The organism is Dyadobacter sp. (genome assembly GCF_039919315.1).
Classification (GTDB): Bacteria; Bacteroidota; Bacteroidia; order Cytophagales; family Spirosomataceae; genus Dyadobacter.
In genome coordinates, this window is record NZ_JBDSFX010000110.1 from 55,448 (window position 1) to 81,565 (window position 26,118).

26 protein-coding genes and 1 pseudogene are annotated in these 26,118 nt (G+C 45.3%); 11 read left to right on the plus strand and 16 right to left on the minus strand.

Translation table 11 applies throughout. The features are described from left to right. Positions 1-204 precede the first annotated feature (204 nt). The 7 genes and pseudogenes from ABIO93_RS32810 to ABIO93_RS32840 form a co-directional block, all read right to left on the minus strand. Positions 205-480, minus strand: coding sequence for a hypothetical protein (locus tag ABIO93_RS32810; protein WP_348074286.1), 276 nt, complete (start codon positions 478-480; stop codon positions 205-207). Between the two features lie 42 nt (positions 481-522). Then, positions 523-768, minus strand: coding sequence for a hypothetical protein (locus ABIO93_RS32815; protein ID WP_348074287.1), 246 nt, complete (start codon positions 766-768; stop codon positions 523-525). A gap of 67 nt (positions 769-835) precedes the next feature. Further along, positions 836-1,027, minus strand: a complete 192-nt coding sequence (locus tag ABIO93_RS32820) for a hypothetical protein (protein ID WP_348074288.1) — start codon at positions 1,025-1,027, stop codon at positions 836-838. After that, on the minus strand, positions 1,028-2,536 hold the full coding sequence (locus tag ABIO93_RS32825; RefSeq protein WP_348074289.1) for an IS66 family transposase: 1,509 nt from the start codon (positions 2,534-2,536) through the stop codon (positions 1,028-1,030). It abuts the gene before it with no gap. A 44-nt stretch (positions 2,537-2,580) separates the two neighbouring features. Continuing rightward, entirely contained in the window at positions 2,581-2,925 is a 345-nt protein-coding gene (gene tnpB, locus ABIO93_RS32830) for an IS66 family insertion sequence element accessory protein TnpB (RefSeq protein ID WP_348074290.1), read from the minus strand. After that, entirely contained in the window at positions 2,925-3,203 is a 279-nt protein-coding gene (locus ABIO93_RS32835) for an IS66 family insertion sequence element accessory protein TnpB (protein WP_348074291.1), read from the minus strand. Before ABIO93_RS32835 ends, tnpB begins: the two co-directional genes overlap by 1 nt. A 72-nt stretch (positions 3,204-3,275) precedes the next feature. After that, positions 3,276-4,544, minus strand: a pseudogene (locus ABIO93_RS32840) (NADP-dependent isocitrate dehydrogenase); the annotation flags it as partial. A gap of 89 nt (positions 4,545-4,633) precedes the next feature. On the opposite strand from ABIO93_RS32840, the gene ABIO93_RS32845 reads away from it, so the two are divergent. Beyond that, positions 4,634-5,560 carry a LysR family transcriptional regulator gene (locus ABIO93_RS32845; RefSeq protein ID WP_348074292.1) on the plus strand — a complete coding sequence of 309 codons (927 nt, stop codon included), beginning with the start codon at positions 4,634-4,636 and terminating at the stop codon, positions 5,558-5,560. Positions 5,561-7,439: 1,879 nt separating this feature from the next. On the opposite strand, the gene ABIO93_RS32850 is transcribed toward ABIO93_RS32845, so the two are convergent. Next, the gene (locus tag ABIO93_RS32850; RefSeq protein ID WP_348074326.1) at positions 7,440-7,709 is read right to left on the minus strand and encodes a hypothetical protein; all 270 of its coding nucleotides are present in this window, start codon (positions 7,707-7,709) and stop codon (positions 7,440-7,442) included. On the opposite strand from ABIO93_RS32850, the gene ABIO93_RS32855 reads away from it, so the two are divergent. The 3 genes from ABIO93_RS32855 to ABIO93_RS32865 all read left to right on the plus strand — a co-directional run bounded on the left by ABIO93_RS32855 (position 7,693) and on the right by ABIO93_RS32865 (position 9,799). Further along, on the plus strand, positions 7,693-8,355 hold the full coding sequence (locus tag ABIO93_RS32855) for an AAA family ATPase (protein ID WP_348074293.1): 663 nt from the start codon (positions 7,693-7,695) through the stop codon (positions 8,353-8,355). The genes ABIO93_RS32850 and ABIO93_RS32855 overlap by 17 nt on opposite strands. Next, on the plus strand, positions 8,327-8,602 hold the full coding sequence (locus ABIO93_RS32860) for a hypothetical protein (RefSeq protein WP_348074294.1): 276 nt from the start codon (positions 8,327-8,329) through the stop codon (positions 8,600-8,602). Before ABIO93_RS32855 ends, ABIO93_RS32860 begins: the two co-directional genes overlap by 29 nt. A gap of 63 nt (positions 8,603-8,665) precedes the next feature. Next, on the plus strand, positions 8,666-9,799 hold the full coding sequence (locus tag ABIO93_RS32865; protein ID WP_348074295.1) for a hypothetical protein: 1,134 nt from the start codon (positions 8,666-8,668) through the stop codon (positions 9,797-9,799). A 259-nt stretch (positions 9,800-10,058) separates the two neighbouring features. On the opposite strand, the gene ABIO93_RS32870 is transcribed toward ABIO93_RS32865, so the two are convergent. Together ABIO93_RS32870 and ABIO93_RS32875 are read right to left on the minus strand one after the other, a co-directional pair. Continuing rightward, positions 10,059-10,181: a hypothetical protein gene (locus ABIO93_RS32870; RefSeq protein WP_348074296.1), complete on the minus strand. Its 123-nt coding sequence runs from the start codon at positions 10,179-10,181 to the stop codon at positions 10,059-10,061. Between the two features lie 1,151 nt (positions 10,182-11,332). After that, on the minus strand, positions 11,333-11,575 hold the full coding sequence (locus ABIO93_RS32875; protein ID WP_348074297.1) for a recombinase family protein: 243 nt from the start codon (positions 11,573-11,575) through the stop codon (positions 11,333-11,335). Positions 11,576-11,638: 63 nt separating this feature from the next. Here ABIO93_RS32875 and ABIO93_RS32880 point away from each other — a divergent pair, with 63 nt between their 5' ends. The 5 genes from ABIO93_RS32880 (at position 11,639) to ABIO93_RS32900 (ending at position 19,181) form a co-directional block, all read left to right on the plus strand. Next, positions 11,639-13,216 (plus strand): glycosyl hydrolase family 28 protein, encoded by a 1,578-nt coding sequence (locus ABIO93_RS32880; RefSeq protein WP_348074298.1) that lies wholly within the window; start codon positions 11,639-11,641, stop codon positions 13,214-13,216. Between the two features lie 1,306 nt (positions 13,217-14,522). Beyond that, entirely contained in the window at positions 14,523-15,320 is a 798-nt protein-coding gene (locus tag ABIO93_RS32885) for a hypothetical protein (protein WP_348074299.1), read from the plus strand. A 656-nt stretch (positions 15,321-15,976) separates the two neighbouring features. Then, positions 15,977-16,537, plus strand: coding sequence for a gluconate 2-dehydrogenase subunit 3 family protein (locus tag ABIO93_RS32890; RefSeq protein ID WP_348074300.1), 561 nt, complete (start codon positions 15,977-15,979; stop codon positions 16,535-16,537). A gap of 2 nt (positions 16,538-16,539) precedes the next feature. Continuing rightward, positions 16,540-18,249, plus strand: a complete 1,710-nt coding sequence (locus tag ABIO93_RS32895; RefSeq protein WP_348074301.1) for a GMC family oxidoreductase — start codon at positions 16,540-16,542, stop codon at positions 18,247-18,249. A gap of 62 nt (positions 18,250-18,311) precedes the next feature. Then, entirely contained in the window at positions 18,312-19,181 is an 870-nt protein-coding gene (locus ABIO93_RS32900) for a sugar phosphate isomerase/epimerase (RefSeq protein ID WP_348074302.1), read from the plus strand. 617 nt (positions 19,182-19,798) lie between these two features. Here ABIO93_RS32900 and ABIO93_RS32905 read toward each other — a convergent pair. From ABIO93_RS32905 to ABIO93_RS32915, 3 genes are read right to left on the minus strand one after another with little or no spacing between them, the layout of a single operon-like run. Beyond that, positions 19,799-20,278 carry a hypothetical protein gene (locus ABIO93_RS32905; protein WP_348074303.1) on the minus strand — a complete coding sequence of 160 codons (480 nt, stop codon included), beginning with the start codon at positions 20,276-20,278 and terminating at the stop codon, positions 19,799-19,801. After that, on the minus strand, positions 20,278-20,985 hold the full coding sequence (locus ABIO93_RS32910) for a hypothetical protein (protein WP_348074304.1): 708 nt from the start codon (positions 20,983-20,985) through the stop codon (positions 20,278-20,280). Before ABIO93_RS32910 ends, ABIO93_RS32905 begins: the two co-directional genes overlap by 1 nt. A gap of 28 nt (positions 20,986-21,013) precedes the next feature. Next, positions 21,014-21,400 carry a hypothetical protein gene (locus ABIO93_RS32915; protein ID WP_348074305.1) on the minus strand — a complete coding sequence of 129 codons (387 nt, stop codon included), beginning with the start codon at positions 21,398-21,400 and terminating at the stop codon, positions 21,014-21,016. 266 nt (positions 21,401-21,666) lie between these two features. Here ABIO93_RS32915 and mobC point away from each other — a divergent pair, with 266 nt between their 5' ends. Continuing rightward, positions 21,667-22,005, plus strand: coding sequence for a plasmid mobilization relaxosome protein MobC (gene mobC, locus ABIO93_RS32920; RefSeq protein ID WP_138485380.1), 339 nt, complete (start codon positions 21,667-21,669; stop codon positions 22,003-22,005). Next, positions 22,002-22,820 (plus strand): relaxase/mobilization nuclease domain-containing protein, encoded by an 819-nt coding sequence (locus ABIO93_RS32925; protein WP_348074306.1) that lies wholly within the window; start codon positions 22,002-22,004, stop codon positions 22,818-22,820. The genes mobC and ABIO93_RS32925 overlap by 4 nt, the downstream gene beginning before the upstream one ends. A gap of 441 nt (positions 22,821-23,261) precedes the next feature. Here ABIO93_RS32925 and ABIO93_RS32930 read toward each other — a convergent pair whose 3' ends face one another. From ABIO93_RS32930 to ABIO93_RS32940, 3 genes are all read right to left on the minus strand, one after another. Continuing rightward, a complete protein-coding gene (locus tag ABIO93_RS32930; protein ID WP_348074307.1) occupies positions 23,262-24,416 on the minus strand; it encodes a DUF3800 domain-containing protein in 1,155 nt (384 codons plus the stop codon). A gap of 65 nt (positions 24,417-24,481) precedes the next feature. Continuing rightward, on the minus strand, positions 24,482-24,958 hold the full coding sequence (locus ABIO93_RS32935; RefSeq protein WP_348074308.1) for a hypothetical protein: 477 nt from the start codon (positions 24,956-24,958) through the stop codon (positions 24,482-24,484). A gap of 316 nt (positions 24,959-25,274) precedes the next feature. Then, positions 25,275-26,051, minus strand: a complete 777-nt coding sequence (locus tag ABIO93_RS32940; protein WP_348074309.1) for a DUF6602 domain-containing protein — start codon at positions 26,049-26,051, stop codon at positions 25,275-25,277. Positions 26,052-26,118: the final 67 nt, after the last annotated feature.

Genomic DNA, 26,118 nt, shown 5'->3' on the forward strand with positions numbered 1-26,118 from the left:
TAAATGGTTCTCATTAGCGTCTACCTACAGTGCCAAGTAATCTTGACGTGCAACCGGACAGGTGGTCCAATTCTGGGCACGATTTAACGACGCCCAAAAGTATTGAATTGGCAGATAGGCGTTATACTTTTTTTTGAAATTCGAACTTACACTTTACCCGGTAAAATTCGATACCACTATTACCCGCTTACTTATTAGTAGTTTTTATGGCACCAACTGGATTGAAATTAGTGAATGTAACGACAGTCTACAGCCAAGTGATTTGGCAAGTACTAAATAACCTAGTATCGCCCCTCTTGCCTTTTCCAGTTCCTGTATCTGCAATTCGCAGGTTGGGTCAATATTACCAAACCTTTCCTGCAGACTGAAATTCTTAATATTCTGAGAGTTGATCTTATCGTTAATCACGCCCAACAATATATCACGTGCATCATCGGTCTCGAAGACCCCCGAAATAAAGGTGATCTCGGTCTGTTCCATAGAAGCGGAATTTAATTTCGTTTATGTAAATGACTACTTGCATTATCCCACGTTGATGTGAGAGATGACCGCGACTTTGCCTGCGGTTGTCCCTATGAATTTCTTCAATTCGGATAGATCTTCCTGAAGCTTTTTTATTTTCTTCTCTCGACTTTTAATATCTTCTTCGTTCATGTCAAGGCTTATTTTCTGCTCATGGTACTTTATTTTCACCTGGATCATTTGGGCAATCAACCCGAAAGCGTCACTGGACTGAAACTCCCCCTTTATTAATTGAATAGTCATCATTGTTGTGTTAATGTTTCTGTCGAATGCGTTCTTTTCTTTTCACCTAAGTTCTGTCAGCTCCTCCTGATTATTGCCCCTGTCCTAAAGAGAACCCTGGCTTTCCATCGAAGGTGTACAGGTTTTCTGTTTTAATCGTGTCAATATTTTCCTTCACGCACCTGTCCAAGAGTTCGACGATGAAGGCCTTATCAAAAGAAGCGCCTGATTTTGGCTGGAAACGGCACCGCCAATGGTCGGTACAAAGTATCCGGCCTATCAACTACATATTTGTTAACTGGTGAACCTTGTTAAAGTGTTGCGGATACAGGTCAGTGATGTTTTTATGATTGATTGTGGAGATGTTTAGTAGAGTGTTTTTTAGCCAATTGTAAGGATTGACGTTGTGTTTTTTGCAGATAGCAAAGAAGGAGTAGATCATGGCAGCCCGCTGTGCTGCTTCGTGTGATCCGGCAAAAAGGTAATTTTTCCTGCCCAGGGCCAATGGGCGTATGGAATTTTCAATTTGATTATTATCAATCAGCAAATTTCCGTCGTATAAGTAGGCACTGAGTGCATCCCAGCGGCCATAACTGTACTGCATCGCCTTTCCAATCTGGCTTTTTGGAAGTGTGCTTTTTATTTGTTCAAAGATCCATTTGCCTAGCTCGTTGATAACCGGAAGAGATTCTGTCAGCCGCAACTCTTTGATGCCAGCAGCATTCAGCATCAACTGGCTGGCCTTCCGCTCCACAGCGTATAGTTGTTGAATCATCGATAGTGCTTTTTGCGCTCTGGTTTTGTCGTTGTCCAGGGCCCGTTCAAATTCTCTTCGCGCATGCGCCCAACAAGCCAGATGGATAACATCCTTCCGTTTTCCATGCTTTTCGTAAACCGCATATCCATCCGTCTGCAGATAACCTTTGAAGCTTTCTAACATCGTTTTCGCTCCTGCTGATCCTCTTGTCGGTTGGTAATCAAAGAGAACCACTCCATCTAACGGGCTATGGTATACCCAATAGTATCCCTGATGACAAGCGCCTTTCTTGTCACTTTCCAGTACTTTAATGGGACTTTCATCCACCTGCCAATAGCCCTTTGATTTCATATCAAAGACCAGTTGCTCATAGAGCGGTTCGAGTTTGATCAGGGCTTCTTTGGTCCAGCCTTCAAGGGTTGAAGATGCAATCTGGATGTCTTCTCTAGCAAAGCGCTGTTTTTGCCGGTAAAGCGGGAGATGGTCTGCATATTTATCGGTTAAAATGCTGGCTAGCAGTCCGGCAGAAGGTATCCCCTTGTCGATGACCCGTTCCGGAAGCTGACCGATTCTGACCCCTTCACCATTTTTAGGTGCATATTTATAGCGTATATATCTTTTGATCAAAAAGCGTGCGGGTTCGTAATCCAGCTCTTCAGTAACTTCCTTGCCGATACATACCATTTCAGAAAGATCACCGGCAGGATAAATCTCGATCTCTTCGACGGGTAAATGAGAAGGCAGTGCTGCACGGCCCTTATGGTTTGGCCTTTTACGGATGTAGCTGATTTTTTCCTGCAGAATTTCTTCTTGTGCAGCAGCCTGTTCGCTAGGAGCTTCAAAGGGAAGCGCAATCTGGGCCGGATCTCCTTCGAAGCGTTCACGCTTTTGACCGAACTGCATCCGTTTGTACATCTCTACCTGAGATTCCAGGTATGCGTTCTGCTGGGTTAAACCATATATCTGCTGATCCCGTTCTTCTAAAAGAGCGAGCAGTTGGTCTTTATCCAGCGTTTCCAACGGGGCCGTTTGCATACTTAAAAGTACAACAAAACAGCCTTTCAAGCTAGCAAAAGCACTTATTGCTGTAAAATAAAACGCTTTCTACGACTGCTTTTCAGTACCTGGATTCCTTCGATCATCAGCACCAGTTCGCTCCAAGAAATACTTCCGGATGCGTGCTTTTTAGGAGAGGGGAAGGTGCCACTTTCCAGTCTTTTATGATAAAGTACAAAGCCTCCCGGCTCCCAATGCAGCATTTTAAGATGGGTCCGTCTTCGGTTAAGAAAGATAAAAACTTCGCCACTGGTGGCCACTCTGCCTAACTCAGAATCCACCAGACCACAGAGTCCATCAAAACCTTTACGCATATCGCAATCGCCTCGGTACAGATAATATTGGTGGGATGAACCCAGGCTAAACATCAGTAAAGCCGGATCAGCTGGGAGAGCACCGTCAGATCACCGCCCTGATAATTTACCTTCACGCCATTTGGATAAATGACTTCATAAGCATTGTCGGTGGCTGAGCGCTGGGCGGATATACGAACGAATCCTGCCGCTTTTTCAACCAACTTTTCCTTTCCGACCCAATAGCCGAATTTAGCTACCGTGATGCCGTGCGGCTTGCAGAATTCACTTTGGCTCAGGCCGCTTTTTCGCCATTGCCTTATCAATTTGAACATTTCTTCCGACTGATCCATACTTCATTATGTTTCTGTCAAAAGTAATCAAGCGGTCGCTGCTACGAAATATGCACTTGGTAGGTCGGATACGGTACAAAATGTTTCCCTGAATCCATTTGGCCATACTTTTATACCACGGTTTGTAATCATTTGCAGCTCGATGCCATTTCCATCCACCTTCCGGACTATTTCTGCCAGCTCATCTGGTTCGGATCCACGCCAATGAACAAACACATCCACACCAACGAGTTCTTTCTTTTTTTGCAGTTTCCGTTGATAACGAGGAAGTACAAGTGCTTGGTTTTGAGCATAGGAGACCGGCTTCAACTGAGAGGGCTTTTTTCCAAGATTGGCGATGACAGCTTCCGCAAATTCCTTGGTCCCCACTTTCACTTTGCTGGTATCCGCCTTGAAAATATCATAGGTATGGGTGCCGTCCTCGATCGTTTTCAGCCATGCATTTTGGACCCTTTCCGCAACTTCGGTCTGGCCAATGTGATTGAGCATCATGATTGCCCCTTGCAGCAAGCCCGACGGGTTTGCCAGGTTTTGGCCTGCTCTTCTGGGAGCAGAACCATGAATGGCCTCAAACATGGCACACTCCTCCCCGATATTGGCCGAACCTGCCAGCCCAACGGACCCGGCGATCTGGGCAGCCACATCACTCAGTACATCTCCGTACAGGTTAGGCATTACCAGGACATCGAAGGCTTCCGGGGTGTCGGCCAGTTTAGCTGCGCCGATATCAATGATCCAATGCTCATTTTCAATCTCAGGATAATCCGTTGATATTTCATCAAAAACTTTATGGAACAGGCCGTCTGTTTGCTTCATAATGTTATCCTTAGTGAAGCAAGTAACTTTTTTTCTCCCTTGCTGGCGAGCGTATTCAAAGGCATACCGGACAATTTTTTCACATCCTGGCCGGCTGATTAGTTTTAAACATTGGACAACCTCATCGGTTTGCTGGTGTTCGATACCGGCCTATAGGTCTTCCTCGTTTTCCCGGATTATGATGATATCCATCTCAGGATGTTTAGTGCTTACAAATGGATCAAGGCTCATACAGGGCCTTACATTGGAGTACAGGCCCAGAAATTTACGGGTGGTAACATTTAAGCTTTTGTACCCACCGCCTTGGGGCGTTGTAATGGGCGCTTTTAGAAAAACCTTGTTGCGTCTGATCGTCTCCCATGATTCAGAAGCGATCCCAGCAGCGTTTCCTGCAAGATAAACCGACTCTCCAACAGTTATTTCCTCAATTTCAATTTCAGCACCGGCTGCCAAAATGACCCTCAACGTGGCATCCATAATCTCCGGACCGATACCATCGCCTTTTGCTACCGTAATTGTTTTCATCTCTTTTGGTTGATTTACGTCTGCAAAACTAGGCTACCTAAATCATAAATTTTTATTTATATTTACAATGATTAACATAAATAATATTTATGCATTACACCTTAAATCAACTGCGAATATTTGTAGCCGTTGTAAAAGCGCAAAGCGTCACGAAAGCATCCGAGGAGCTGCATTTATCACAGCCAGCGGTATCAATTCAGTTGAAAAACTTCGAGGCTCAATTCGATATTCCACTTACAGAAGTTATCGGTAGAAAAATTTATATAACTGATTTTGGGTATGAGATTGCAGCAGCAGCAGAAAGCATCATTGAACAGGTACACGCCATCAACTATAAGACTTTGGCTTACAAAGGTCAGCTGACAGGTAAACTGAAAATATCCGTAGTTTCAACAGGGAAATATGTAATGCCTTTTTTTCTTTCCGAATTCCTGGTCCAACATGCGGGCATCGAGCTGTTGATGGATGTTACCAACAAAAACAGGGTTTTGGAGAGTTTGGAAAGCAACGATGTGGACTTTGCCCTGGTATCCATCTTACCAACTACAATCAACATTGAGTGGCTGGACCTTCTGCCAAATAGGTTATATCTGATCGGGAAAGCCGGGCAAAAAGTAACTGGGTCTGGGGATGTAAACGAGCTATTTAAAGACCTGCCCCTTATCTTCCGCGAGAAGGGATCCGGTACACGCCTTGTTATGGAGCGCTTTATCGCAGAGCGAAATATCTCCGTTTTGAAAAAAATGGAACTTACTTCCAACGAGGCCGTTAAGCAAGCAATCTTAGCCGGACTAGGCTATTCGATTATGCCTTTGATCGGCATAAAGAATGAGCTTAATAATCATGAATTAGAAATTATAGAAGTGCCTGGATTACCCGTCAAGACAACATGGAGCTTGATTTGGCTCAAAGAAAAAAAACATTCCCATGCTTCGTCATCTTTTTTAGAATGGATGAAATGTAAAAAATCAGAGATCATTGAACACAACTTCAACTGGTGTGCTCAGTATCGTTAGACTTTCATCCGTAATCGTATGCTACCGAAACAAGCCGACAGCTCACATCGTCAGGTTCTAATTGTCCCGCTAAATTTCATCAAGCCGGACACTCAACATAACGCCTTTTAAAAACAAGTGTATAACACTGGATTGGCCTCACACCAACCTTATAAGCTCATAGAGTTAATGAATTAATAGTTGTCACGAGAAATTTCAACAACACGAAATCCGATCTCAAGTTGGTGAGCTTTGCTGATCGGGCATAATTTCTGACCAGCGGCTTTTGAGTCAACTGCGCGGCGCCGCTCAAATTCTCCAACTTCATTAAAAGTCTGGCATCGTTGGCGGTCCGCCGGGCGTTACATGCATTACCGCTTATTGTTTTAATTGCTAAGTGGTTCTTGCATGACTAACTATAAAAAATTTGGAACCGAAAAGTTGGATCAGTGAATGTTTTTTTAGTCAATTTCTTATCCTAGCTTGTTAAGCTACAAGATGGAGTGGTTGGGCTGTAACATCTCTTAGACTCACTTAAATTATTTCTTGGAAATAATCTAGCACCTAAACTAGTGTATGATATAATGCTTCTATTGATACTGGATCTAGCACATTTAATCGCATTTTATGCAGTGCCAATTGGGATTAGTACTCTTCCCTTACATACCGATTATTTTTGCGGCCTCTCTCGACCCCTCCTACCCTTCCCCGCTCCCCCATTGACGACGCGCTTGCACGATTTATAAACTGGTGCTAATGGGTCATTGAACTACGTTAGAAATGTGGTGGAAGTAAGTTCGAGTGTATTTACAACTACATACTGATTATTTGGCAGCCTATCACCTCCTCTCCTCCCCTGGCGATTCACTTTTTTGACTGCATCATCCCAAAGACTCACTTATGTTATTTCTTGAAAAAAGAGCCAGCACCTAAACGGGTGTATGATACAGTGCTACTATTGATACTGGACTTAGCACCTTGAATTCGTTGAACCGCATTAAATGTAGTGGCAATTAGGATTGGTACTCTTACCTTACATAGAGATTATTTTTGCGGTCTCTGGGCCCATCCTACCTACCCTACCCTACCCTACCCTACCCTACCCTACCTCATGACGCGCTTGCAAAATTCATAGACGGCATCGATAATACTAAGTGCCGAAGTCTGTACATTGACCTGTGCCAATTCAATGCTCTCATTGGGGGGAAATTGGTGTTGAAGGTTCTTTGAACTACATTAGAAACCTTGTGGCAGTAAGGACTAGTGTATTAAAAAATTACATACTCTTATTTGGCAGCCTGTCACCTCCCCTCCCCTGGCGATTAGCTTGCAAATCAATGACACTTTCGGCGTCATAATATCTTGTGCCTGAAACAGTACTAGAACCGGTGTGTAATCGGGTGCTTTAACGTCACTTGACTAGGGAATAAATTTTGTTAGAAATGTGTTACGCTAATGCTGATACACTTAAAACACCTGCATATCATTCGATGCAGCCCCTTATTCCTGTGCTTACCTTAGCTATTCACATTAATGGAAATGAAACTCCTCCAAATGAAACTTTAAGTTCTGAAAAAAGCACCTAAAAAGTGGTACATGGACTAGTACTATATTTGCTAGCAAGTTCTACTACGTCATATAGTTGATTTGATTTTAGACAGTATAACTACAATTTCTGAAGACTTCAGCATTTGGTAGTTAAAAATTGGGGATATATACTTTACACAAATACCTACACTGATCTGGTGCCAAAAACGACACTGTAATCAGTGTTAAACTACTGCTATATGTTGTACCAACTATAAACCGAATATTTAGGAAAGATGGTGGTTAGTTACCGCAGCATCCAATAAATTGCCATTCAAGTAGCTGCCGGAAGGTACGCTTTGTTAAAAGCTCCTTAGATATATGCACGGAATTTTCTTCGAATTCTCACAACATTATAAGAAATAGCTAAATAAAAGCGAGGAGCACCGAAAGCTGCACAAGTTATAGTGTCGATAATTTCATTGTCATCTATATCGCGCTGACAAACAGCACTAAAAATTTTTTTGGAAATATATAAATCAGTGTTAAAAACAGCACTAGAAATAGCATTTGTTTTTGTGTGGAATTTTATATTAATTGCGGCATAATTTTTAACACAAGAACTAGTGGTAATATCATTCAACTCAATTAAGGGTGGGGTAGGTAAGAGTACCCTTGCAACTACGATGGCTGGATGGCTAGCAGGCCAAGGTAAGGATGTTCTGCTTGTCGATGGCGACGATCAAGAAACTTCATCAGACTTTACTGCATGGAGAGAACAGACACTTGGAAATACGGGATATACACTAGTCAATATGACCGGAGCCAATCTACGTAAACAAGTTGAAGCCATGAAGCCAAAATATGATCATATTATAATAGATACAGGTGGAAGAGACACGACCAGTCAACGAGCAGCTCTTTCCGTGGCCGATGTATCTATGATTCCGTTTGTACCACGTAGTTTTGATTTATGGACGATTAATAAGGTAATACAGCTAATCGAAGAGATTCAATCAATCCGGGCAGAACCATTAATCACTTACACCTTTTTAAGCCGTGCAGATATCCGTAGCGCTGACAATAGGGATGTAGCCGAAGCTCTGTCGCAAATCCCGCAGCTTACGTATCTGCCTTATCCCATCAGCAACCGTAAAGCAATAAGCAATGCTGCTGGTCTCGGCCTAACTCCGTTTGAAAGCGAAAATATTGATTTTAAAGCAACCAAAGAAATAGAGGATTTATTTAACCGTGTACTAAATGGCAGCCACATTACCGCCACCGCGTAAACCAAAAGTGACAGAAGCCGATATAGAGGCTGTCATTAACAAAGGAGGAAGCACAATTAAAGAAACTGCTCCTGCCGATCCAGATAAGGCAAAACATATAAATGTGCGATTGACAGGCCAGATCATTAGTGAAATTGATACTCGGCGATTAAAGCGTCCACGTAGACCTGGATCTCCAAAGCTAGGGATTAGCATTCATGATTGGATTGTTGAAGCCGTTCTGGAAAAACTAGAAAGCGATAAGTAGCATTTTTTTTAGTGCTGCTTATAGCATGATAATAGTGCTGAAATGTGTGGAAAATTTATTTATATGGAGGAAACAGAGAAAGTCCAAGGTGGAATTATAGTTGACCGTAGTGCTCAAAACGACTTCTTTCTAAGTCGGATTGATAGAAGTGTTGCAGACAATCTGCATGATATAAGGAAATCATTTGGTGAAGACGCTGGAATAGTAAAGGATTTTATCGTATTCATTAGCAAGAACTTAAAAAAGGATCTTTTTGGATACACTAAGTTCACATTGAAAGAATTTTGTTTAGAGTCCGGTAGAAACAGACAGGATCTCGCTAAGAAACACCCATATTTTATTGCCAATCCAAAAGCTGTTATTCCAGAATACTTTGGGCATGAGTTTGTATCTGTCTTTGACTATGCACTTTTCAACATGCTTCAAAAGAACATAATCTTTGCTAAGTCATACGCGGTCAACACCAAGAACGAAGTCATTCAGCTCAAGAACTTTCCAATTCTTAAGGATATCAAGCTTAATCGGAACCGTCAATCGAATACGATTAAGATTTATGAGATCAGGATTTCTGACGAATGGCTTGATGGTTTTATTAGTCGGTACTACACTATTGAAACTAATGGTTATCCTAAAATTGGTAAAGGTAGGGGAGGGGATGGTCGAAAAAGCTTATACTTAATCCTTCAAAGGACTAGGCATCAACTTCTAAGCCAAAAAGAAACCACCGCTCGATTTTCCGTCGATTACTTAGCCGATTTGGCTGAGTTGGAGGTGGAGCAAAATAGATTCAGGAAAAAATCTTTAAAGAGGATACTAGATTTTTTTCAAGAAAAAGGAGACTTTCCTTTTTCTTACAAGTTTGTAAAAGGAGATCCCTCAAAACCTTATCAAGAGGAGTATTGGGTTGAATTAGACTTTTCAAGCTCGGTAAACATTATATCTTTAACAGAAAAGAGGGGAGATCATCTTTTCTTCAATTCCTTAGTTAATGAACTGAGGAGTGTTTTTAACTCAAAACATTCTAAGGTCGCCATAAAGGACGAAACAGATGTTTTTCAGCGTTGGTTAACAAATGCGGATGCCGACACAGATACTAAGATAGAAATACTAATTTCAGCACATTACAAAGCATATAATCAACAGATCACTAAGATCCAGGCTAAAAAATATATTAGAGATGGATTTTTTAGCCGGTAATGCTGTCGAGTATTGCCTCGTTTATTTCAAATCAGCAATACCTATTTCTTTTTTGTAAAGCGCTTAAACGCTGATTTTTTACGTGGTTCTGATTAAGATATCGCTGAAACAGTGCGCTGTCGAGTATTGTCTCAGAAAATGTTCAAGAGTAGTTCATAGAGTCACTGCTCTGCTGTCGAGTATTGCCACAAACTTGTCGAGTACTGTCACATTGTTATCGAGTATTGTCACTTTGCTGTCAGGTATTGCCACTTTGCTGTCAAGTATTGCCCCATAAACCTAGTTTGCTGTCGATCTTCGCCTCATTGCTGTCGGGTATTGCCCCAAGTATATTGTAGCTGTCGAAGTCTGCCACACCAACAATAGCCTTTCCATGCTCCATACGTAGATTGCTGTCGAGTATTGCCACTAAATTTATATTAACTTATACAAATCTATAAAAAACGGAAATAAATAAATCGGTATTCGCTCCTACGTCACGAATGAAATATTCGATTTTTGCTCACACACAAAATCGGCTTGCGTCGCTTCGCGCACGCTTAAAAAAAGGCATTTAGGTGTTTGTCTTTGGCTACAATTAGATAAAGACAAACTGGAAAAAATGAAAGTAAAACAATACAGAAGACGTACGGGAAGAACTAAGTTCTTAGTTATATGGTTATTCATTTACCTGTGCCTTTTTGTCAGTATTTTAGTCAGAGAACATGAATGTTCCACGGTAATTAAAAACAAGATTTAATGTATTGTATTTGAACTGCTGAGCAAGATAAATGCTGGTTACTGTTTGAATATGGTAAAACAGTAAAGTTTTCGAGGAAAGGTTTCCAAGCACATGAATATGCGAGCAAACTGAAGTGGCCTTCTGACCTACGTAATTTAAAAGGTCATGGTCATGCATTATTAAAGCTTTCATTTTGTACTGCGTCATGATATTTTACTGAAGAATCGGTTTCTCTGCAATCAATGACAAGTACTGCTTTTCAATTGTTCATGCATTAATATGAAAAGTTGTACCGAAGCGGACGGCATATAAAGTAGCACTGCTGGTTGAAGAAGGCATTTATTACAGTTATCACTTCCTTTTACGCAAGAATCCTTTCACATGTACACCGCTGTACTTTAAAATCTTGTACAATGTTGGCTGGCTTTTTATTTTGAACATCCCTCTTATTCATGGGTACTGCGATTATTTTTATCATAAATCTCCGTGACTTCCGGAGCGATTTTGCGATAACGCTCGTTTAATCCTTCTGGCCGCCCTCCGGATCTGCCCCTGGCGCGGGCTGACTCTAGGCCAGCTTTTAGTCCGCTCACGAATAATATTACGCTCATGTTTTGCCAACACACACATAAATTGAACAAAGAGATTCCGGGTCGCAGTACTGGTATCAATAGATTCAGAAAGTGATTTTAATTGACCCCTTTATTTTTAACTCTTCGATCAACGCGATGAGCTTTACAGTGCTTTGGCCAAGCCGGTCCAGTTTGCAGATAACAATCGTGTCACCTGGCCGGGCGTACTCCATCAATCTTTCAAAGTTTGGCTTGGTAGCCTACTCCGGAAACTTTATCGGTAAATACCTGCTTGCACCCTTCCTTTTTTAATGCGTCCAGTTGAAGGTCCAGATTATGTTCCTGGGTAGAAACCCGCGCGTATCCTATTTTGATTATGTAATAATAGATTCGTTTTAATACATAGATGATATGGTGACCCATGCTGAAAGCATTGACCGTTGTCTGGGGGGGTCTGTATAGGTAAACTTTGGCTATCGTCATTAAAAACCTGTTTTTTGTCTTGAATAAAACTAAATGACTTTTCCACACTCAATCATAAACCCTATGCGCCTCATAAAAAAATTGTTTTTTCTGGTTCTGCTCTGCGTTACTGCGCCGTCTTTTGCGGCACCATCCGTCTACAATATCCGCGACTACGGAGCCACTGGCCAAAAAGCCGATAACGCGACGGAGGGAATTGCGAAGGCCATTGCAGCCGCCAGAGCTGCTGGTGGGGGCGTGGTGCAAGTGCCGCCTGGCGATTATACTTGCTTAGGTATTGTGCTTTACGACCACATTACGCTCCAGCTTGATGCCGGGGCTATTTTATATGTTGATTTGATTAATCCGTCCTTTAGCGCGAGCGGTTTTATCTATGCCGAAAACGCTAGAAATATAGCCATCACAGGTCGGGGAAAGATTGACGGGCAGGCCCGCTATCAGTGGACCGATTACAACTATGGCGATGTGGAGATTGCCAAAGAAGTGGAGATCGCTAAAAAGGCGGGCGTGGAAATGAAACGGAGTTATCGGGTAGGTAAAAGCGCATTCGGAGTGCTGTTAAAAGAGTGTCAGGGAATCAGAATAAGTGAGGTGACGATCATTAATACATCGCTCTGGTGCATGCGTATTTGGGGCTGTAATGATGTGAAAATTACAGACGTTACGATTCAGTCAGACCTAAAGATGGGCGTTAATTCAGACGGAATAGACCTAGATGGCACTAGCAACGCCCATATTTCGGGTTGCTACATCTCGACCGGTGATGATGCCATTTGCCTAAAAAGCGCCTCATGGGACTTTAAGGACAGCGGTAAATCGTACCCGACCGAAAATATTTTGGTCGATAACTGTATACTGACTAGTTCGTCGACTGCACTGATGATTGGTACCGAAACCCTGCAATCCATCAGGCACGTTCTCTTTACTAATTGTATAATTAGGAACGCCAATAAAGGGGTGGGAATCAACGTGCAGGACGGAGCTACTATCAGCGACGTGGCGATTAGCAACCTCACGATGGACCTATATCGGCGGCACTGGAACTGGTGGGGTAGCGCGGAAGCTTTTTACTTTGTGCTCAAAAAACGAACGCCCGATTCGCCCGTTGGCATCATTCGAAATATCAACATCGACAACGTAACGGCCTACGCGCAGGGTACCAGCCGGGCCATCACAACGGTGGAAAAACCCATTGAGAACCTGCGTATACGTAATCTCCAACTCTTCATGGACCCCGAAGCCACGCCCGATAAGCGTACCGCCGACGCACTTCTGTTCTCGGGCGTGGATGGCCTTATACTCGATAACGTTACAGTACACTGGAACGACGAAAAGCCCGAACCGGCCTGGCGGCACGCGCTAGTGATGGACCGGGTGAGTAATTTTAGGCTCCGCGCCGTGTCGGCCGTACAGGCGCAACCAGTCTCCACCACGCCCGCTCTGCTGCTGACCAACTGTAAGAACGGCATCATAAGTAAGTTGATAGCGCAGCCCAAAACAGGAACTTTTTTGTACATCGACGGCAAGGACACCCAAAATTTACTACTGCATACCAACTACCTTCTCAACGCCCGTCAGTCGGTATCCATTGGCAAAAACATTGGTAAGGGGACTGTCGTGTATAAACCTTTCAACAAATAAAAAAAAATTATCAAATGCAACAGACCCATCAATTGATCAGTAAAATATGATGAGTAGCACTAATCAAAAAAAAAGACAAAAATTTAGCTTTGCAGCCTTATCATGCCTTATAATGACCGTTTGCCTGTCAGTGCACGGACAGGCAAAGCTTGTAGCTGTCAACGCGGAGTCTGACCGCTGGACCCTGGCGCCGGAAGGGGCAATCCACTGGTCAGTGGCGACGGACAAGCGTCTGCCTCACGGTGACCATATAGAAATGAGTGGACGGAAAATTTCTGCGGTTGTTCGCTACGGTGCTAATGCCAACCGTCAGCTCACACTGAATAGGGTAATTTATTGGCCTACCCTTCGTATCATTCCCGGGCCTAATGCGCTGGATGGGGCCCAATACCGCTCTTATCTCACACGTACCTATGCAACAGCCGACATAGTTCCTTTGGTTATGGTCAATGGAAAGGCTTTAAAAACTGGCCCCTTGAAGCAGGTTACGCTCGATGGTATCCTCACCATTTCTCACCAGCCCCAACAGGGATTGACGCTGGTGCGCACCCTTTTTCCATCAATGAACCGGGGAGCTTTTTTCGAGCGCTGGGAGTTGCAGAATACTTCGTCGCGGTACATTCGGGTAGCAGTGGCGGCGCGACAACAAACCGAACAGCTAACGGGGGTGTATGGGGTTTACGTCATTGAGACCGCAGTAACCGGCCAGCCTCGGACGACTCTGAAACCCGGCCAGTCGATGACAACGGGTATCACGTTCAGTGCCCGGCTGCAGAGCGAACCGGCTCAAACCCTGTCCCTACCCGATGAAGAATACTCTCGACGAGCTTTTCTGGAGACTCTAAATACGTCGTTGGTGCTGAGCACGCCCGATCCCCTGCTGAACCGGGCCTTTGCCTTCGCCAAAATCCGCGCGTCCGAAAGCCTGTTTGATACCAAGATGGGCCTGGTGCACTCGCCGGGCGGGGGTCGTTACTATGCAGGAGTTTGGACAAACGACCAGGTCGAATACGCCGGACCTTTCTTTCCGTTTCTGGGCTATACATCCGCCAACCAGGCATCGCTGAATGCCTATCGGCTTTTCGCCCGGCTCATGAAACCCGACTACGGGCGGATTTGGGCCTCGCTGGAAATGGAAGGCGATCTTCCCTGCTGTTCCAAGGACCGGGGCGATGCGGCCATGTACGCCTACGGAGCGGCCCGATTCAGCCTGGCCGCCGGCGATCCCGCCATAGCCGCTGAACTCTGGCCCGCCATCAACTGGGCGCTGGAGTACTGTCGGCGCCATACCAACGCGGAAGGGGTTGTGGAGTCGAAAACCGACGAGATGGAAGGGCGACTTCCTGCCGGTACGGCTAACCTCTCTACGTCAGCCCTGGCGTATGGCGCATTACGGTCAGCCGCAAACCTGGGACGTGCACTTGGCCACGCCGATACTGCCCAGTTGTACGAGCGCCGAGCAGATACATTGCATCAGGCCATTGAAAACTACTTCGGAGCCGATATTCAGGGATTTCACACCTATCGGTATTTCAAAGAACACCAAACCCTGCGTCACTGGATTTGCCTGCCTTTGACCATGGGTATTCTGGACCGGAAAAAAGGAACGATACAGGCGTTGCTCACGCGGCTATGGACACCCGAAGGGCTGGCGGTCGAAGCGGGAGACCCGCAAATCTGGGACCGGGGAACGCTGTACGCGCTACGCGGAATATTCATGGCTGGCGAAACCGAAACTGGCCTGTCCTACCTGCGTACCTATACGCGACAGCGCTTGGTGGGCAATCACGTTCCTTACGCCGTAGAAGCATCACCCGAAGGCGGTCAGGCGCATTTGTCGGCCGAGAGCGCGCTATATGGCCGCGTCATTACCGAGGGTTTGTTTGGAATTTTGCCTACGGGGTTTCAGTCGTTTACGTGTCTGCCCCGGTTGCCCGCTGCCTGGCCGGAGATGCGTCTGTCGGGTATGAAGGCGTTTGGCCGAGACTCGGACGTACTCGTTGTGCGTAGTGGTGACCAGATCCGGCTGGTAGTCAGCCAGCAAAACCGCATTATTTTTGACAAGACCAATCCAGCAGATACCGCATTTACGGTGCAGTGGTAATAAAAGAATCCACTCTCCTCAATATGTGCTACCAACGCATCACTACCCAGACCCTCCCAGACGGCCGAGTATAAATGTGGATATTGTAACTCCAGATTGTCTAGAAGAAATAATAATGAACTAGAAAACAGCAATCTGAGTGGCGTTATGGCTTTGACGGAATAGGTTCCTGTTCTATTGTATTATATGTATCAATAAAAATTACGTCAGGTATTTGCAAAACTTTTTACTGTACTGGTCATCGTCGGGCAATTAAGCAGTTCTTAGCCGCAACGGCCCGCCGATTTTGCCACCTCATTAGCTGATAAACTTGCCCAAATCAATATACCCGAGGGCTTTACAGTGGAAGTGGCCGCCGGGCCGGATCTGTTCAATTTTCCGATGCTTGCGAGCGTCGACCAAATAGGCCGAATATTTTTATCGGCCATGTCTATGAGAACACACAGGAAGCGCTCGGCAATCCACAGTTCCGCATCAAAGTGACCGATACTAACGGCGACGGAAATACGGTAAAAGCACCTACCTAAACGTCATCAAGCATATTTATGACAAAGGTATCGGGGTTTTGTGAGATGGAGCGCAGCCTGTGTCAGCCGGGTAAGGCAGGTGCCGAGCTCGCGCTGAAAGCCCACCGAACTAATGATGTTTCGTAAAGTATGACACCCAAAACCGGACATTCCAGCTTAAGCATACCCCGCCGGGAAGCTGTGCAAACCCTGCTACTGCTGATCGGGGGAGCTCTCTCGCTGCCCGTTCGGGCGGCGTTGCTGCGCGAAACGGGCAATAGTAATCCAGGCTTGTTTTCTTCCGAAGAACTAACCCTCATCACGGAACTGACCGAGGTAATCATACCCACCACCAACACGCCCGGCGCCAAGGTTGCGGGCGTAGGTGAATTTGTTAGCTACGTCATCGGACACTGCACCGACACTAAACAACAGGAAGCCTTCCGGCTGGGTTTGCAGCAGACCGACGCGCTGAGTCAATCGGGATACGATAAAAGATTTGTGTTGCTTGATGCTGCGCAAAAATTCGGCATTATGGATCAGATAGCGCATCAGGAGAAAGCGTTTTTTGCCATGTTGCGCGAGTTAACGATTGTGGGCTATTTCACCTCCGAAACGGGTGCTACCCAAGCCCTTGACTACATAGCAATTCCAGGTCGTTTTGAAGGCGATATACCCCTAAAACCAGGCCATCGCGCTTGGGCAATTTAAATATGAATCTGAACATTGATGCTGAAAAAGACCTGCGCTACGATGCTATTGTAATTGGCTCTGGCGTGAGTGGCGGGTGGGCGGCCAAGGAGTTGACCGAAAAGGGACTGCGCGTACTGATGCTGGAACGGGGTCAACCGCTTGAACACGTAACCGGCTACACTGAGGCCATGAAAACACCCTGGGATGGCAACGAAACCAAACGTTTAGATGGTCTTGCCAGAAAATACCCGCAAAGTCCGCAGGATGCAGGTGTTGGCAATAGTGCACCCAGCTACTGGATGCCTAATGCCAGCACCTCGTACCGGCAGGAGAAGCCGTTTCGCTGGATGCGCCCTAACATTGTAGGTGGAAAATCGATAATGTGGGGAAGGCAGTCCTATCGTTTCAGCGACATCGACTTTGAAGCCAATGCCAAAGAAGGGATTGGTGTGGACTGGCCCATTCGCTACAAAGATATTGCTTCCTGGTACTCCTATGTGGAAAAAATAGCGGGCATATCGGGTGAGAAACTGGGCCTGCCCCAACTCCCCGATGGTGAATTTCTGCCACCAATGGATATGTTTTTTATCGAAAAAGAAGTGCGGAAACGCATTGAGAAAAACTTTCCAGGCCGGGTCATGACAGTGGGGCGTTCGGCCAATCTATCCAAAGTCAATAAAACTCATCTCGACAACGGGCGGACAGCCTGTCAGTACCGGGATATGTGCAGCCAGGGCTGTCCGTTTGGCGCGTATTTTAGTACACAGTCATGCACGCTTCCCCCTGCCGTTCGCACCGGGCGGCTTACTCTCCGGCCCGATTCGGTAGTGGCCGAAATCCTGTATGATGCCCAGAAGCAACGTGCCACGGGTGTTCAGGTGGTGGATGTCGTTACGCTAGAAAGCCGACAGTATTATGCCGAGATAGTTTTCGTATGTGCGAGTGCTATGGCGTCTACGGCTCTGCTGCTCAACTCGGTATCCAACCGCTTCCCGAACGGCTTGGGCAACGATTCGGGTCAGTTAGGGCATAATCTTATGGACCACCATTTTCAGATTGGTGCGTATGGGAATCTGGAAACCGGGCAGGATCGGTATTTCTACGGGCGACGGGCCAATGGCATCTACATTCCCCGGTATCGCAACATTGGTACTGACAGGCGCGATTACCTGCGTGGCTTTGGTTATCAGGGGGGCGGTAGCAGGCAGGGCTGGCAACGACGGGTGGCCGAGATGGCCTTCGGGGCCTCGCTCAAAAACGAACTGACCCACCCGGGCTTGTGGACCATGGGGCTTGTAGCTTTCGGAGAGCACTTGCCTGACTTCAAAAATCGGCTGTATTTGGATAAAAATCAGCCTGACAAGTGGGGAATGCCTACGGTCGTATTCGACGCGGAGTTTGGCGATAACGAAAAAAAAATGCGGGTTGATATGCTGAACGATGCCAAAGAGATGCTCGAATCGGCAGGATTGTCCGACGTCGGCGGGTACGATAATGATACTGCGGTAGGAGGCGCCATTCACGAAATGGGTACCGCCCGAATGGGGCACGACCCTAAAACGTCAGTGCTGAACGGATATAATCAAGTTCACACATGCAAAAACGTGTTCGTGACCGATGGAGCCTGCATGGCCTCCTCGTCCTGCGTGAATCCATCGCTGACCTACATGGCCCTGACGGCCCGCGCAGCAAACTATGCGGTGCAGGAGCGGAAAGCCAAACGTTTGTAAGAATAGTATTGGCTGAGTGCAGGAAAGGTGTTTTGTTTTTATATGTAAACTGAATTTTGTTTATGCTTTCTGACGGAGTTCATCCCTCTTTATCCCGGCGAGCGTTTGCCAAAAAGCTGGCGGTGGGCGTTGCTTCGCTGGCTGCTTTGCCAGTATTAGGCGAGCCAGCGACAAAACGAATCGATCGGTTTGGGTTTATTGCTGGTATTGTCAGCAAAGAGTTAAAACAGGATTGGCGGAGCACACTCAAAAAAGCAGTTGACTACGGATTCAGCGAGATAGAAACTGGTAGCATTTACGGTGATTCAGCGCCTGCTTTTCTTAGTTTTTGCTCTCAGATTGGATTGAAAGTAATTGGTGGGGGCGGCTTTTCTCTCTCCGTAAATCCTAACAAAATAGGGCCAAAATTAGACAATTTGAACGCTCTGAATGCCAGATACGCCGTGGTTTACTGGCCCTGGTTAGTTAGTGGGCCATTCACATTATCTGACTGTCAGCGCAGTGCCGAACTGCTCAATAAACTGGGTGAACAATGCAAGCAGCGGGGCCTCACGTTATGCTGGCACAACCACGATAAAGAGTTTATCGCGATGGAAGCCGGGTTGCCTTTCGATTATCTGATGGCCTATACCGAGCCTGATTTGGTGAAGTGTGAAATGGACCTGTACTGGGTTGCCAAAGGGGGAGCAGATCCGTTGGCTATGCTCCGCAAATACAGCGGTCGCTATACAATTCTTCATGTCAAGGACATGGCTCTAGGACCGGAACAGAATTTCGCCTGCCCCGGCAGTGGCATTATCGACTTCAAACACCTGATTGCCGAAGCGTGTAAACAGGGTATCCGGCACTTCATGGTGGAGCGGGATAATGTTGTTGATGGCCTGACCTGTTTGCAGACAAGCGGTGAATATCTACGTCGGTTACGGTTCTGAAAGATCTGTAAGTTCGGGGTTGATAATATAACCATACGACTTTACCAGTTAGTATATCCTCCTTCTTTGTTCCTGCATAGAGTAAAGTACATTCATTCATAAATCAAGGGTAAAAAAAATGACCGACAGCTTAAATGCCCGGACTCTTGTTGACCTCAAAGCGCTATACTGACTCTGGTGCGCCCGCTTATCAGCCGCGGTGTTCAGCTATCAGGCTCCCGAATTTAAAAATTAGTTCAGCTTGAATCCTAAATGCTGGATAGAAGCCCAGCCGATGGGTAATAGGCGGATAGGGCCTATGGTATTTGAGGTGTAAATCGAGAGCATCCAGCTCAACTGCGAAACCCTCTTGGAAGGTTACCGCTACGACAATGCTACCCGCGGCTGCTAAGGCGCTGCCGGAAGTACAGGGGCTGATGTTTGCCGGCGATAACGATGCGGCCCAAGCCCTGCCCAAAAAAAACATGATGGGGCTCCAGTTAGGATCAGCCCTGTCAAAGACTAGGAGATCCGATGATCGAGCGTTCCTGCACCGATCATATCCACAAGATCTGTTTAACCGTAATTGTCTACCCAAAACGACTTTTGAACTAATAAGATAATCGAACCGCGAGTATCTATTCCCTTTCAATAAGCCTAATGCCTTTTTTATCAGGTGTTAGCTCGTAATTTTCCTTTGGAATGAAGTATTCCCCATTTTTATCACGGACAAACTGACGAGTAATAAAATTCCATCTTTTTTCAGCCAGATCTATCTTTTCCTGATCGGCAATAGCATCTTTGATTACAATAGTGGCCAGGCAGCATAATATGAAACCAGCAAAAATTAGGCTTACTGCTACTATGTGCTGAGCGATACCAGTGGATAGGTTCCCCCACCAAATTGTCCAGGCAGAAGCATTATGCGCGTAGTGGTTGTTATAGGTGACCGGTTTAATGGATTGGTTCACCTTGGCAGCTGCCTGTTCGATCGTGTTGACAGATTGCTCGACGGCCAACATCAGCGGTACAAGCTCAGGCTCGATCTGTGTTTCTGAAAGGTTGAAGCGGAGCGCCAGCCTGTAGCGCTCCGTAGTTATATTTGCATGTCTTTCCATCAGCTAATAATTTCCTGTATTTCCTGCTGTTTTTTGCGGTACATGATCCTGGACATCATACCCAGGGATGCCGGGTCTGGATCAGGCTGGCTGATCAGGTCTATTATTTCGGTAACAGCCCCACCACTACCCAGGTCGCCAAACTGTTTGCAATCTATCCCAAGCTCTTCTAGTTTCTTGACGGCTTTTTCAGCAGTTTCAGTACCTCCAAAAGTGCCCATATTGACCACCATTGATATAGGGAACTGTCCGGCAATTCCAGTAGACACCGCGTTGTAATAATTTACGCACGAAGCCAGGGCATCACGGCCGGCAACTATGACAAATAAACGCAGCATGGTATCCTTATCTGAGAGTTCCCGGCGCAGTTCATCAGCCAGGGCATCTTCTTGTAGCAGGCGTAAGAATTCGGCCGATTCGGGTGCGCCGAAATCAATGTAATAATTTTCAGACTTTCCACTAGCCAGCTTATCAAGAAGGTCAACGATCTTCTCCCGTTCCATTTTCTTATACTCGTTGAGTATCGGGAAACTCCGGACGCGTTCTTTGCCCACTATTGCGCCCAGACGTCCTATGGATGTGCCAGTTGATTCGTCCAGGTCAATGAAATTTGTTTTCTGTTCTTTCTGGTTTTGTGCTACAAACCATATAAACAAAGATTTCCCTACGCCACCTTTTGACTGTAGAACCAGATTAATTTGCTTCATGCTAACAGTTATTAATATAGTACAATGATCAGAAATCAGTAAAATCGATTCCTAGATCTTTCTTCCGTTTTGGTTCTTTAGTAGCGTTCTCAACAATTTTACCCCAATCTTGTTCAGGCAGGGCAGGAGGGAGGGGCGCAGGATGCAATGGTTTGCTCACGGGCGAGCCTGGTGCAGCTACCAGCGGGTTGAGCTGGGCAGCGTGCTTATTCTTCCGCCTTCTTTTTAGGTTATAGATGGCATCTTCTGTGATGTCAATACCCAGCTCATCCTTGACCTGACGGGTTATGATCTGTGCCGGAATGTCAAAGAGGTAATCGCCATAAAACCTTGCTAATAGATCAAAGCGACCTTTCAGCTTCATTTCAAATGCCTGCAAGACATATTTCTTATCCATAAGACAACAAAGAGACATTTAATAGACAACTTTAAAACGAAAATAGACCAAAAATTTATAATTTTCAATAATTAACGAAGAAAAAAGTAAAAAGGGGGTTAGTTGGCCTTATATTCGTGCGTTTGTTGTTTGTGGCGAAGTAAAGCAAGCCATGTGTTTGTATATACAAGTTTTACACTTCGCTTTAAACCCGCATCTCCAAACACACCGGTCGTGCCTCCCTTGACTTGCCGGGGCGTTGCCCCAAACCCTAGTGTCACGGACACCTTTTTATACTTTACGCTATGGAAGACAATGAGAAGAATCCGCATTATGAAGCCCGCAAGGCCGGTGCAGCCAGACGGGAAAACAAAGGTAAAATGATCCCTGTCCGGGTGACCGAGCAGGAGCATGCACAGATCAAAGCCAACGCGATCCTTGCCGGCCTGAGCGTATCAGAATACCTGCGCCGGCTGAGCACCGGTCACCAGGTGCAGGCGCGGTTTGAGAAGGAAGAAAAGCGCAACTTGCAAGGCATTGGCACTAACCTCAACCAGCTGGCAGCATATGCGAACAAAGGTTTCTTCTATGAGAAACCTTTGCTTGAAGTTTTGGAGCAACTTAAAAAAATACTAAAAACATGATCGCCAAAACTTCGATCGGCTCTAATTTTTCAGGAGCGATCCATTACGGCGCGGGCTACACCGTTGAAAGGAAAGAGGTGATGGGCAAGTCCGATCTCCTGATGACGCACAACGTGGTTTCCCGCGATCCGGAAGGCATCGCCGCCGAGATGCAGCAGGAGGCGTCATACAGCCGGTGCAAGACACCAGTGTGGCATTCGTCGATCAGCTGGAAGCCGGAAGAGAAGCCCACGCGTGAGCAGATGATCGAGACGGCCAACCGGTACTGCCAAAAGATGGGGGCAGATCCGAAAGACCACCAGATTGCCGTCTACGAGCATCACGATAAACCCCACCAGCATATCCATGTTTACATCAACAGGGTGCCGACCGATGGGAGCAAAGCGCTGGAAACTTCTCACAACTATGCGCGCAATGTTCGGATCTGCAAAGAGATCACCCAGGAACTTGGGTTCTCCAACCTGGAAAAGCTACAAGAAGGAAAACTGCGCCATGTGGCCGTTAATCAGGAGAAAGCGCAGAAGGCGGTCAACCTTGCAATTAAAGTTGCTTTAAAGGAGAAATCCGGAACTTCGGATGACATGGAGCGGCGGTTGGAAGAAAAGGGGATCGAGTGCAAGTATAAAGTAGAAGAAGGGAAGCTGAAATATTCGAGTTACAGCTACCAGGGCGTGCCCATCAAAGGTCAGGACGTTGGTTTCACCGCGAAACAATTACAAGCCAGGCTGGATAAAAATCTGGAATTGAAAAATGAGCAGCAAATCAAACCAGAACAGGAGAACAATCAAAAATGCAGGCGCGGGATGCGTTTTTGAATCTGTCAGTTTAAGGTAAGCTATGATGGCTGCTGTGATTGTAGGAAGAAACTTTAGAAGGTGAACGGCCAGGTCACCAACGGCATCAGTACCATAACCTTTATAGGGGATTCAGTGAGATTAAGATATAATTAATTTGATGTGTTAAAAATTGATGTACGAATCCGGGATCATTTCATTGCTAAACTGTTGGATACTTTGGTAAGTATGAAAAGGCAACATCGCCATTAATAATCGATAAAGCCTATTACTAATGAGTTAGTTGTATGCATTTCTTCTATAAGGATTCCTGAGATAATCCCAGAAACTATAAATCCGCTGGTCATGAAATAAATGTCTGATCGCATCCATCCAGCCCTGTTTTACCAGCTCTTTATTTGTGAGCTGTAACTGTTTTTGCGTTACGAAATTTATTTCCTAACGCAAAAAAATGACCGTTACTTACAAAACGACTTTCCTGATTAACTTAAATTCATCAGCAGCCAACACATCCAATTTTCCATCAGTTGCCATCACGATCTGATCCCGAAATTTCTTAACGCGGGAAAGCATTGGTTCTATGATTGTATTGCTATGGCCGATGAAATCATAAAGGTCTTGATGGCTGGCTGGCAATTTATAGCCTCGTGAGCTGCTTGCTATCAGAACGCCGGCATCCCGTAATGGTGCAATCACTTTTGTTTGAAAATAATGCAGGGAAACATTCTTTCCTCTTCTGGCCCGTACATGCTCGATCAGCTCAAAGCTGGTAATGTAACGGGTAGGATTGATATGTTTAAAATGAAATAATAGGTAGCCTAAACAACTTATCTGATCAATGGCTTGCTGGGCCCGGTCGGATGATTTTCGGTTAAAAAAGCCATTCGCCAATTTGATACTTAGCTCTGCCAGGAGCGGGTCGTAGCTAGGGCCGGGTTCAGGCTTGTTTGCCAGGGTATGTTCGAAAGTATCCGGCCAGAACTTCACACTCAAGACCTTGCTTTTAAGGATTTCTATAAAATCACCACGCTGGTCAGTGATCACTGTTTCATCGTAGCATCGCGCCAAAGTCTCAGCGATAAAACTGGCCGTTTGCACCATTAAGGTTTCCTGAATTGCGGCAAAACCAAAATCAGATTGATTGAAGAGGTTTGATATGTGGTTCTGCTGCACATAACCAATAAACCCTTTCATAAAGCTTTCGTCCATTGGTAGGCTTATGGACATTTCAAGGTCAGGGTAGATACTGTATAGCTCCCGATCAGTTAAACCATGAAGGAATTTAAAAAGCGAACCTTTAAAGTGTAAGCCCTGGCCGACCAGCTGACGTTTGTCGACAATGATGGCAATGATTTTGAAACCGATCTCATCAAGATCTTCCAGGATTTGCTTCCTTTTTTCATGATCATTGCCTACTGCTTCCGAACCGATACTGGCACCACCAAAATAACGGGTCCTAACCGCTTCGAGAATGGGTATTATCTCCGGCAAATCAGACTTGTTTACCAATAAAGCAGTGACAATAAAATGAGTTGAAATAGATTCTACCTGCCCTTGCTTTTTGAAATCAAGTTCACTGTTCCCCCATTCACTCAGGTAGGCAATTTGATTTTGCATAGAAATTAAAAGCCGTAACCCTGGGCCTGTTTAACCTGAATTACGGCAAATTTGACGATTACATATTATTCTGATGCTCCTTGCCGAGTTTTTGGTTTCCGGCCACGCGGCTTACCAGTATAGGGGACCTTTTCCACAGGTGTTTCAGCTGATATCGCCAGAGCGTAACCAACTGCCCCTTCATGGCTGAAAATAGAAGCCATAAACGTGTATTTTTGTGCGGTATAGTCAATTCCTCCCTTCAAAAGTATCACCTCTAATGGTAATGAATATCCGCGACCGGTCCGAACAATGGCAAAAGCACTTTCCAGATCAGTTGAGATAAGGTACAGGTTTTTGATTTTGCGTTTTCCCTGGTCGGTACCAACCCGAAATTTTGTGTTTTCAGGATCTATACCTAATTCCTCAATTGTTGATGAGGGGAATACAATTTTTCCAGCATTGGAAATGTATCCGGTTGGCAGGGATTTCGGCTGAACCTTCTCTTTGATGATCGGTTGGTTTTCTTTGGGTGAAAAAAAACGGATGTCTTTTGATGCCATGTTATATTGCGTTAATGGAATTTAGTAAACGCAATATAGCATTAGATTAAGAAATGAACCCAAATAGCTGGCTAGATCTTATTTTTGGTTCAAACATCCAATGAGGAGAGGAAAATACTGGGGTTACGACAACCTATTTAACATAATGAAAGTTATACAACAAAATATTATTTGGTTTTAATCAACCATCGTCTTGTCAGGCATCTGTCATCAGTGGAATTAAGTGCAGAGAATACCACACCGTTCAGATACGGTTAACACGTTAATTGAAGAGATCTACCAAAGGGAGATTTCTCGATTTCACCCAGCTTGACGATCATAGGCTAGGATTGCTTAGAAGGGGGAGATATTGCGTTAAGATAGGTATTGGACGTTCTGATCTCGGCATTGTTATAGATAGCCACGCCAAGCAATCAAAGAGAACTGTGTTCTTAGTGACCTTTGTCCAACTCTCCAAATCTTTACCTGATTGCGAATTCTTGGCCTTGTAAGCACCGGTACCATCACCTAAGTCAACTAAAAAACCCTTGTTTATAACAAACACCGCATCGATAGTGTGTGGCTCTTGAATTTGATTTTTTTTACAGAAGGCCAATATGTTTTGGTGTATTCTATCAAGACTTAACTGAGATTCAAAACAAAATAAAAAATATGGCGGGTGTCGCCCAAATCGTTGTGCATCACTAGGTTTCGCAGTCACAGTTTTCCCCAAGGGATCATTCATTTGTAAGCGTTTAAATTTCACAGCGCTCTTTAGTGCTTTCGTAAGTTCGCCTGACGTAAGCTTACTTTTTATTTCACCGGCGGCGGTAACTCCTTCGATGAAAAACAATCCTGCCGCGTTAGATGAAAATGTAAATGGATGATCTTGGTTAATAATTACGACATCCGCTTGCCCGCTACGATTGCCATATGAGTCAATAATTTCACCCTGCCCGACTCCATGACTTAGAGAAATATATTGCCTGATAAACTCCAAAAATGCCTTTTCTGTGCCTGTGCCCTTAATTCCAGAATGTCGAAACGTGGCTCGCAATCTAGCTAACTCGCTCTGCATTTGAACTTCCTGCACATCGATTACTTCTCTCAACATATTTCGTTACTGATTTGCAACTCCGAAATTGCAGAAAGTAAATGAATATTCCCGATGAAATATTGAT

Bases quoted from the DNA above. Each gene is read 5' to 3' on its own strand.
- ABIO93_RS32860 (WP_348074294.1), top strand. From the start codon at position 8,327: ATGGCAGCCACATTACCGCCACCGCGTAAACCAAAAGTGACAGAAGCC.
- ABIO93_RS32905 (WP_348074303.1), bottom strand. From the start codon at position 20,278: ATGGAAAGACATGCAAATATAACTACGGAGCGCTACAGGCTGGCGCTC.
- ABIO93_RS32810 (WP_348074286.1), bottom strand. From the start codon at position 480: ATGGAACAGACCGAGATCACCTTTATTTCGGGGGTCTTCGAGACCGAT.
- ABIO93_RS32880 (WP_348074298.1), top strand. From the start codon at position 11,639: ATGCGCCTCATAAAAAAATTGTTTTTTCTGGTTCTGCTCTGCGTTACT.
- mobC (WP_138485380.1), top strand. From the start codon at position 21,667: ATGGAAGACAATGAGAAGAATCCGCATTATGAAGCCCGCAAGGCCGGT.
- ABIO93_RS32895 (WP_348074301.1), top strand. From the start codon at position 16,540: ATGAATCTGAACATTGATGCTGAAAAAGACCTGCGCTACGATGCTATT.
- ABIO93_RS32865 (WP_348074295.1), top strand. From the start codon at position 8,666: ATGGAGGAAACAGAGAAAGTCCAAGGTGGAATTATAGTTGACCGTAGT.
- ABIO93_RS32915 (WP_348074305.1), bottom strand. From the start codon at position 21,400: ATGTCTCTTTGTTGTCTTATGGATAAGAAATATGTCTTGCAGGCATTT.
- ABIO93_RS32940 (WP_348074309.1), bottom strand. From the start codon at position 26,051: ATGTTGAGAGAAGTAATCGATGTGCAGGAAGTTCAAATGCAGAGCGAG.
- ABIO93_RS32900 (WP_348074302.1), top strand. From the start codon at position 18,312: ATGCTTTCTGACGGAGTTCATCCCTCTTTATCCCGGCGAGCGTTTGCC.
- ABIO93_RS32815 (WP_348074287.1), bottom strand. From the start codon at position 768: ATGATGACTATTCAATTAATAAAGGGGGAGTTTCAGTCCAGTGACGCT.
- ABIO93_RS32890 (WP_348074300.1), top strand. From the start codon at position 15,977: ATGACACCCAAAACCGGACATTCCAGCTTAAGCATACCCCGCCGGGAA.
- ABIO93_RS32835 (WP_348074291.1), bottom strand. From the start codon at position 3,203: ATGGATCAGTCGGAAGAAATGTTCAAATTGATAAGGCAATGGCGAAAA.
- ABIO93_RS32845 (WP_348074292.1), top strand. From the start codon at position 4,634: ATGCATTACACCTTAAATCAACTGCGAATATTTGTAGCCGTTGTAAAA.
- ABIO93_RS32925 (WP_348074306.1), top strand. From the start codon at position 22,002: ATGATCGCCAAAACTTCGATCGGCTCTAATTTTTCAGGAGCGATCCAT.
- ABIO93_RS32935 (WP_348074308.1), bottom strand. From the start codon at position 24,958: ATGGCATCAAAAGACATCCGTTTTTTTTCACCCAAAGAAAACCAACCG.
- ABIO93_RS32825 (WP_348074289.1), bottom strand. From the start codon at position 2,536: ATGCAAACGGCCCCGTTGGAAACGCTGGATAAAGACCAACTGCTCGCT.
- ABIO93_RS32910 (WP_348074304.1), bottom strand. From the start codon at position 20,985: ATGAAGCAAATTAATCTGGTTCTACAGTCAAAAGGTGGCGTAGGGAAA.
- ABIO93_RS32875 (WP_348074297.1), bottom strand. From the start codon at position 11,575: ATGACGATAGCCAAAGTTTACCTATACAGACCCCCCCAGACAACGGTC.
- ABIO93_RS32930 (WP_348074307.1), bottom strand. From the start codon at position 24,416: ATGCAAAATCAAATTGCCTACCTGAGTGAATGGGGGAACAGTGAACTT.
- tnpB (WP_348074290.1), bottom strand. From the start codon at position 2,925: ATGTTTAGCCTGGGTTCATCCCACCAATATTATCTGTACCGAGGCGAT.
- ABIO93_RS32870 (WP_348074296.1), bottom strand. From the start codon at position 10,181: ATGGAGCATGGAAAGGCTATTGTTGGTGTGGCAGACTTCGACAGCTAC.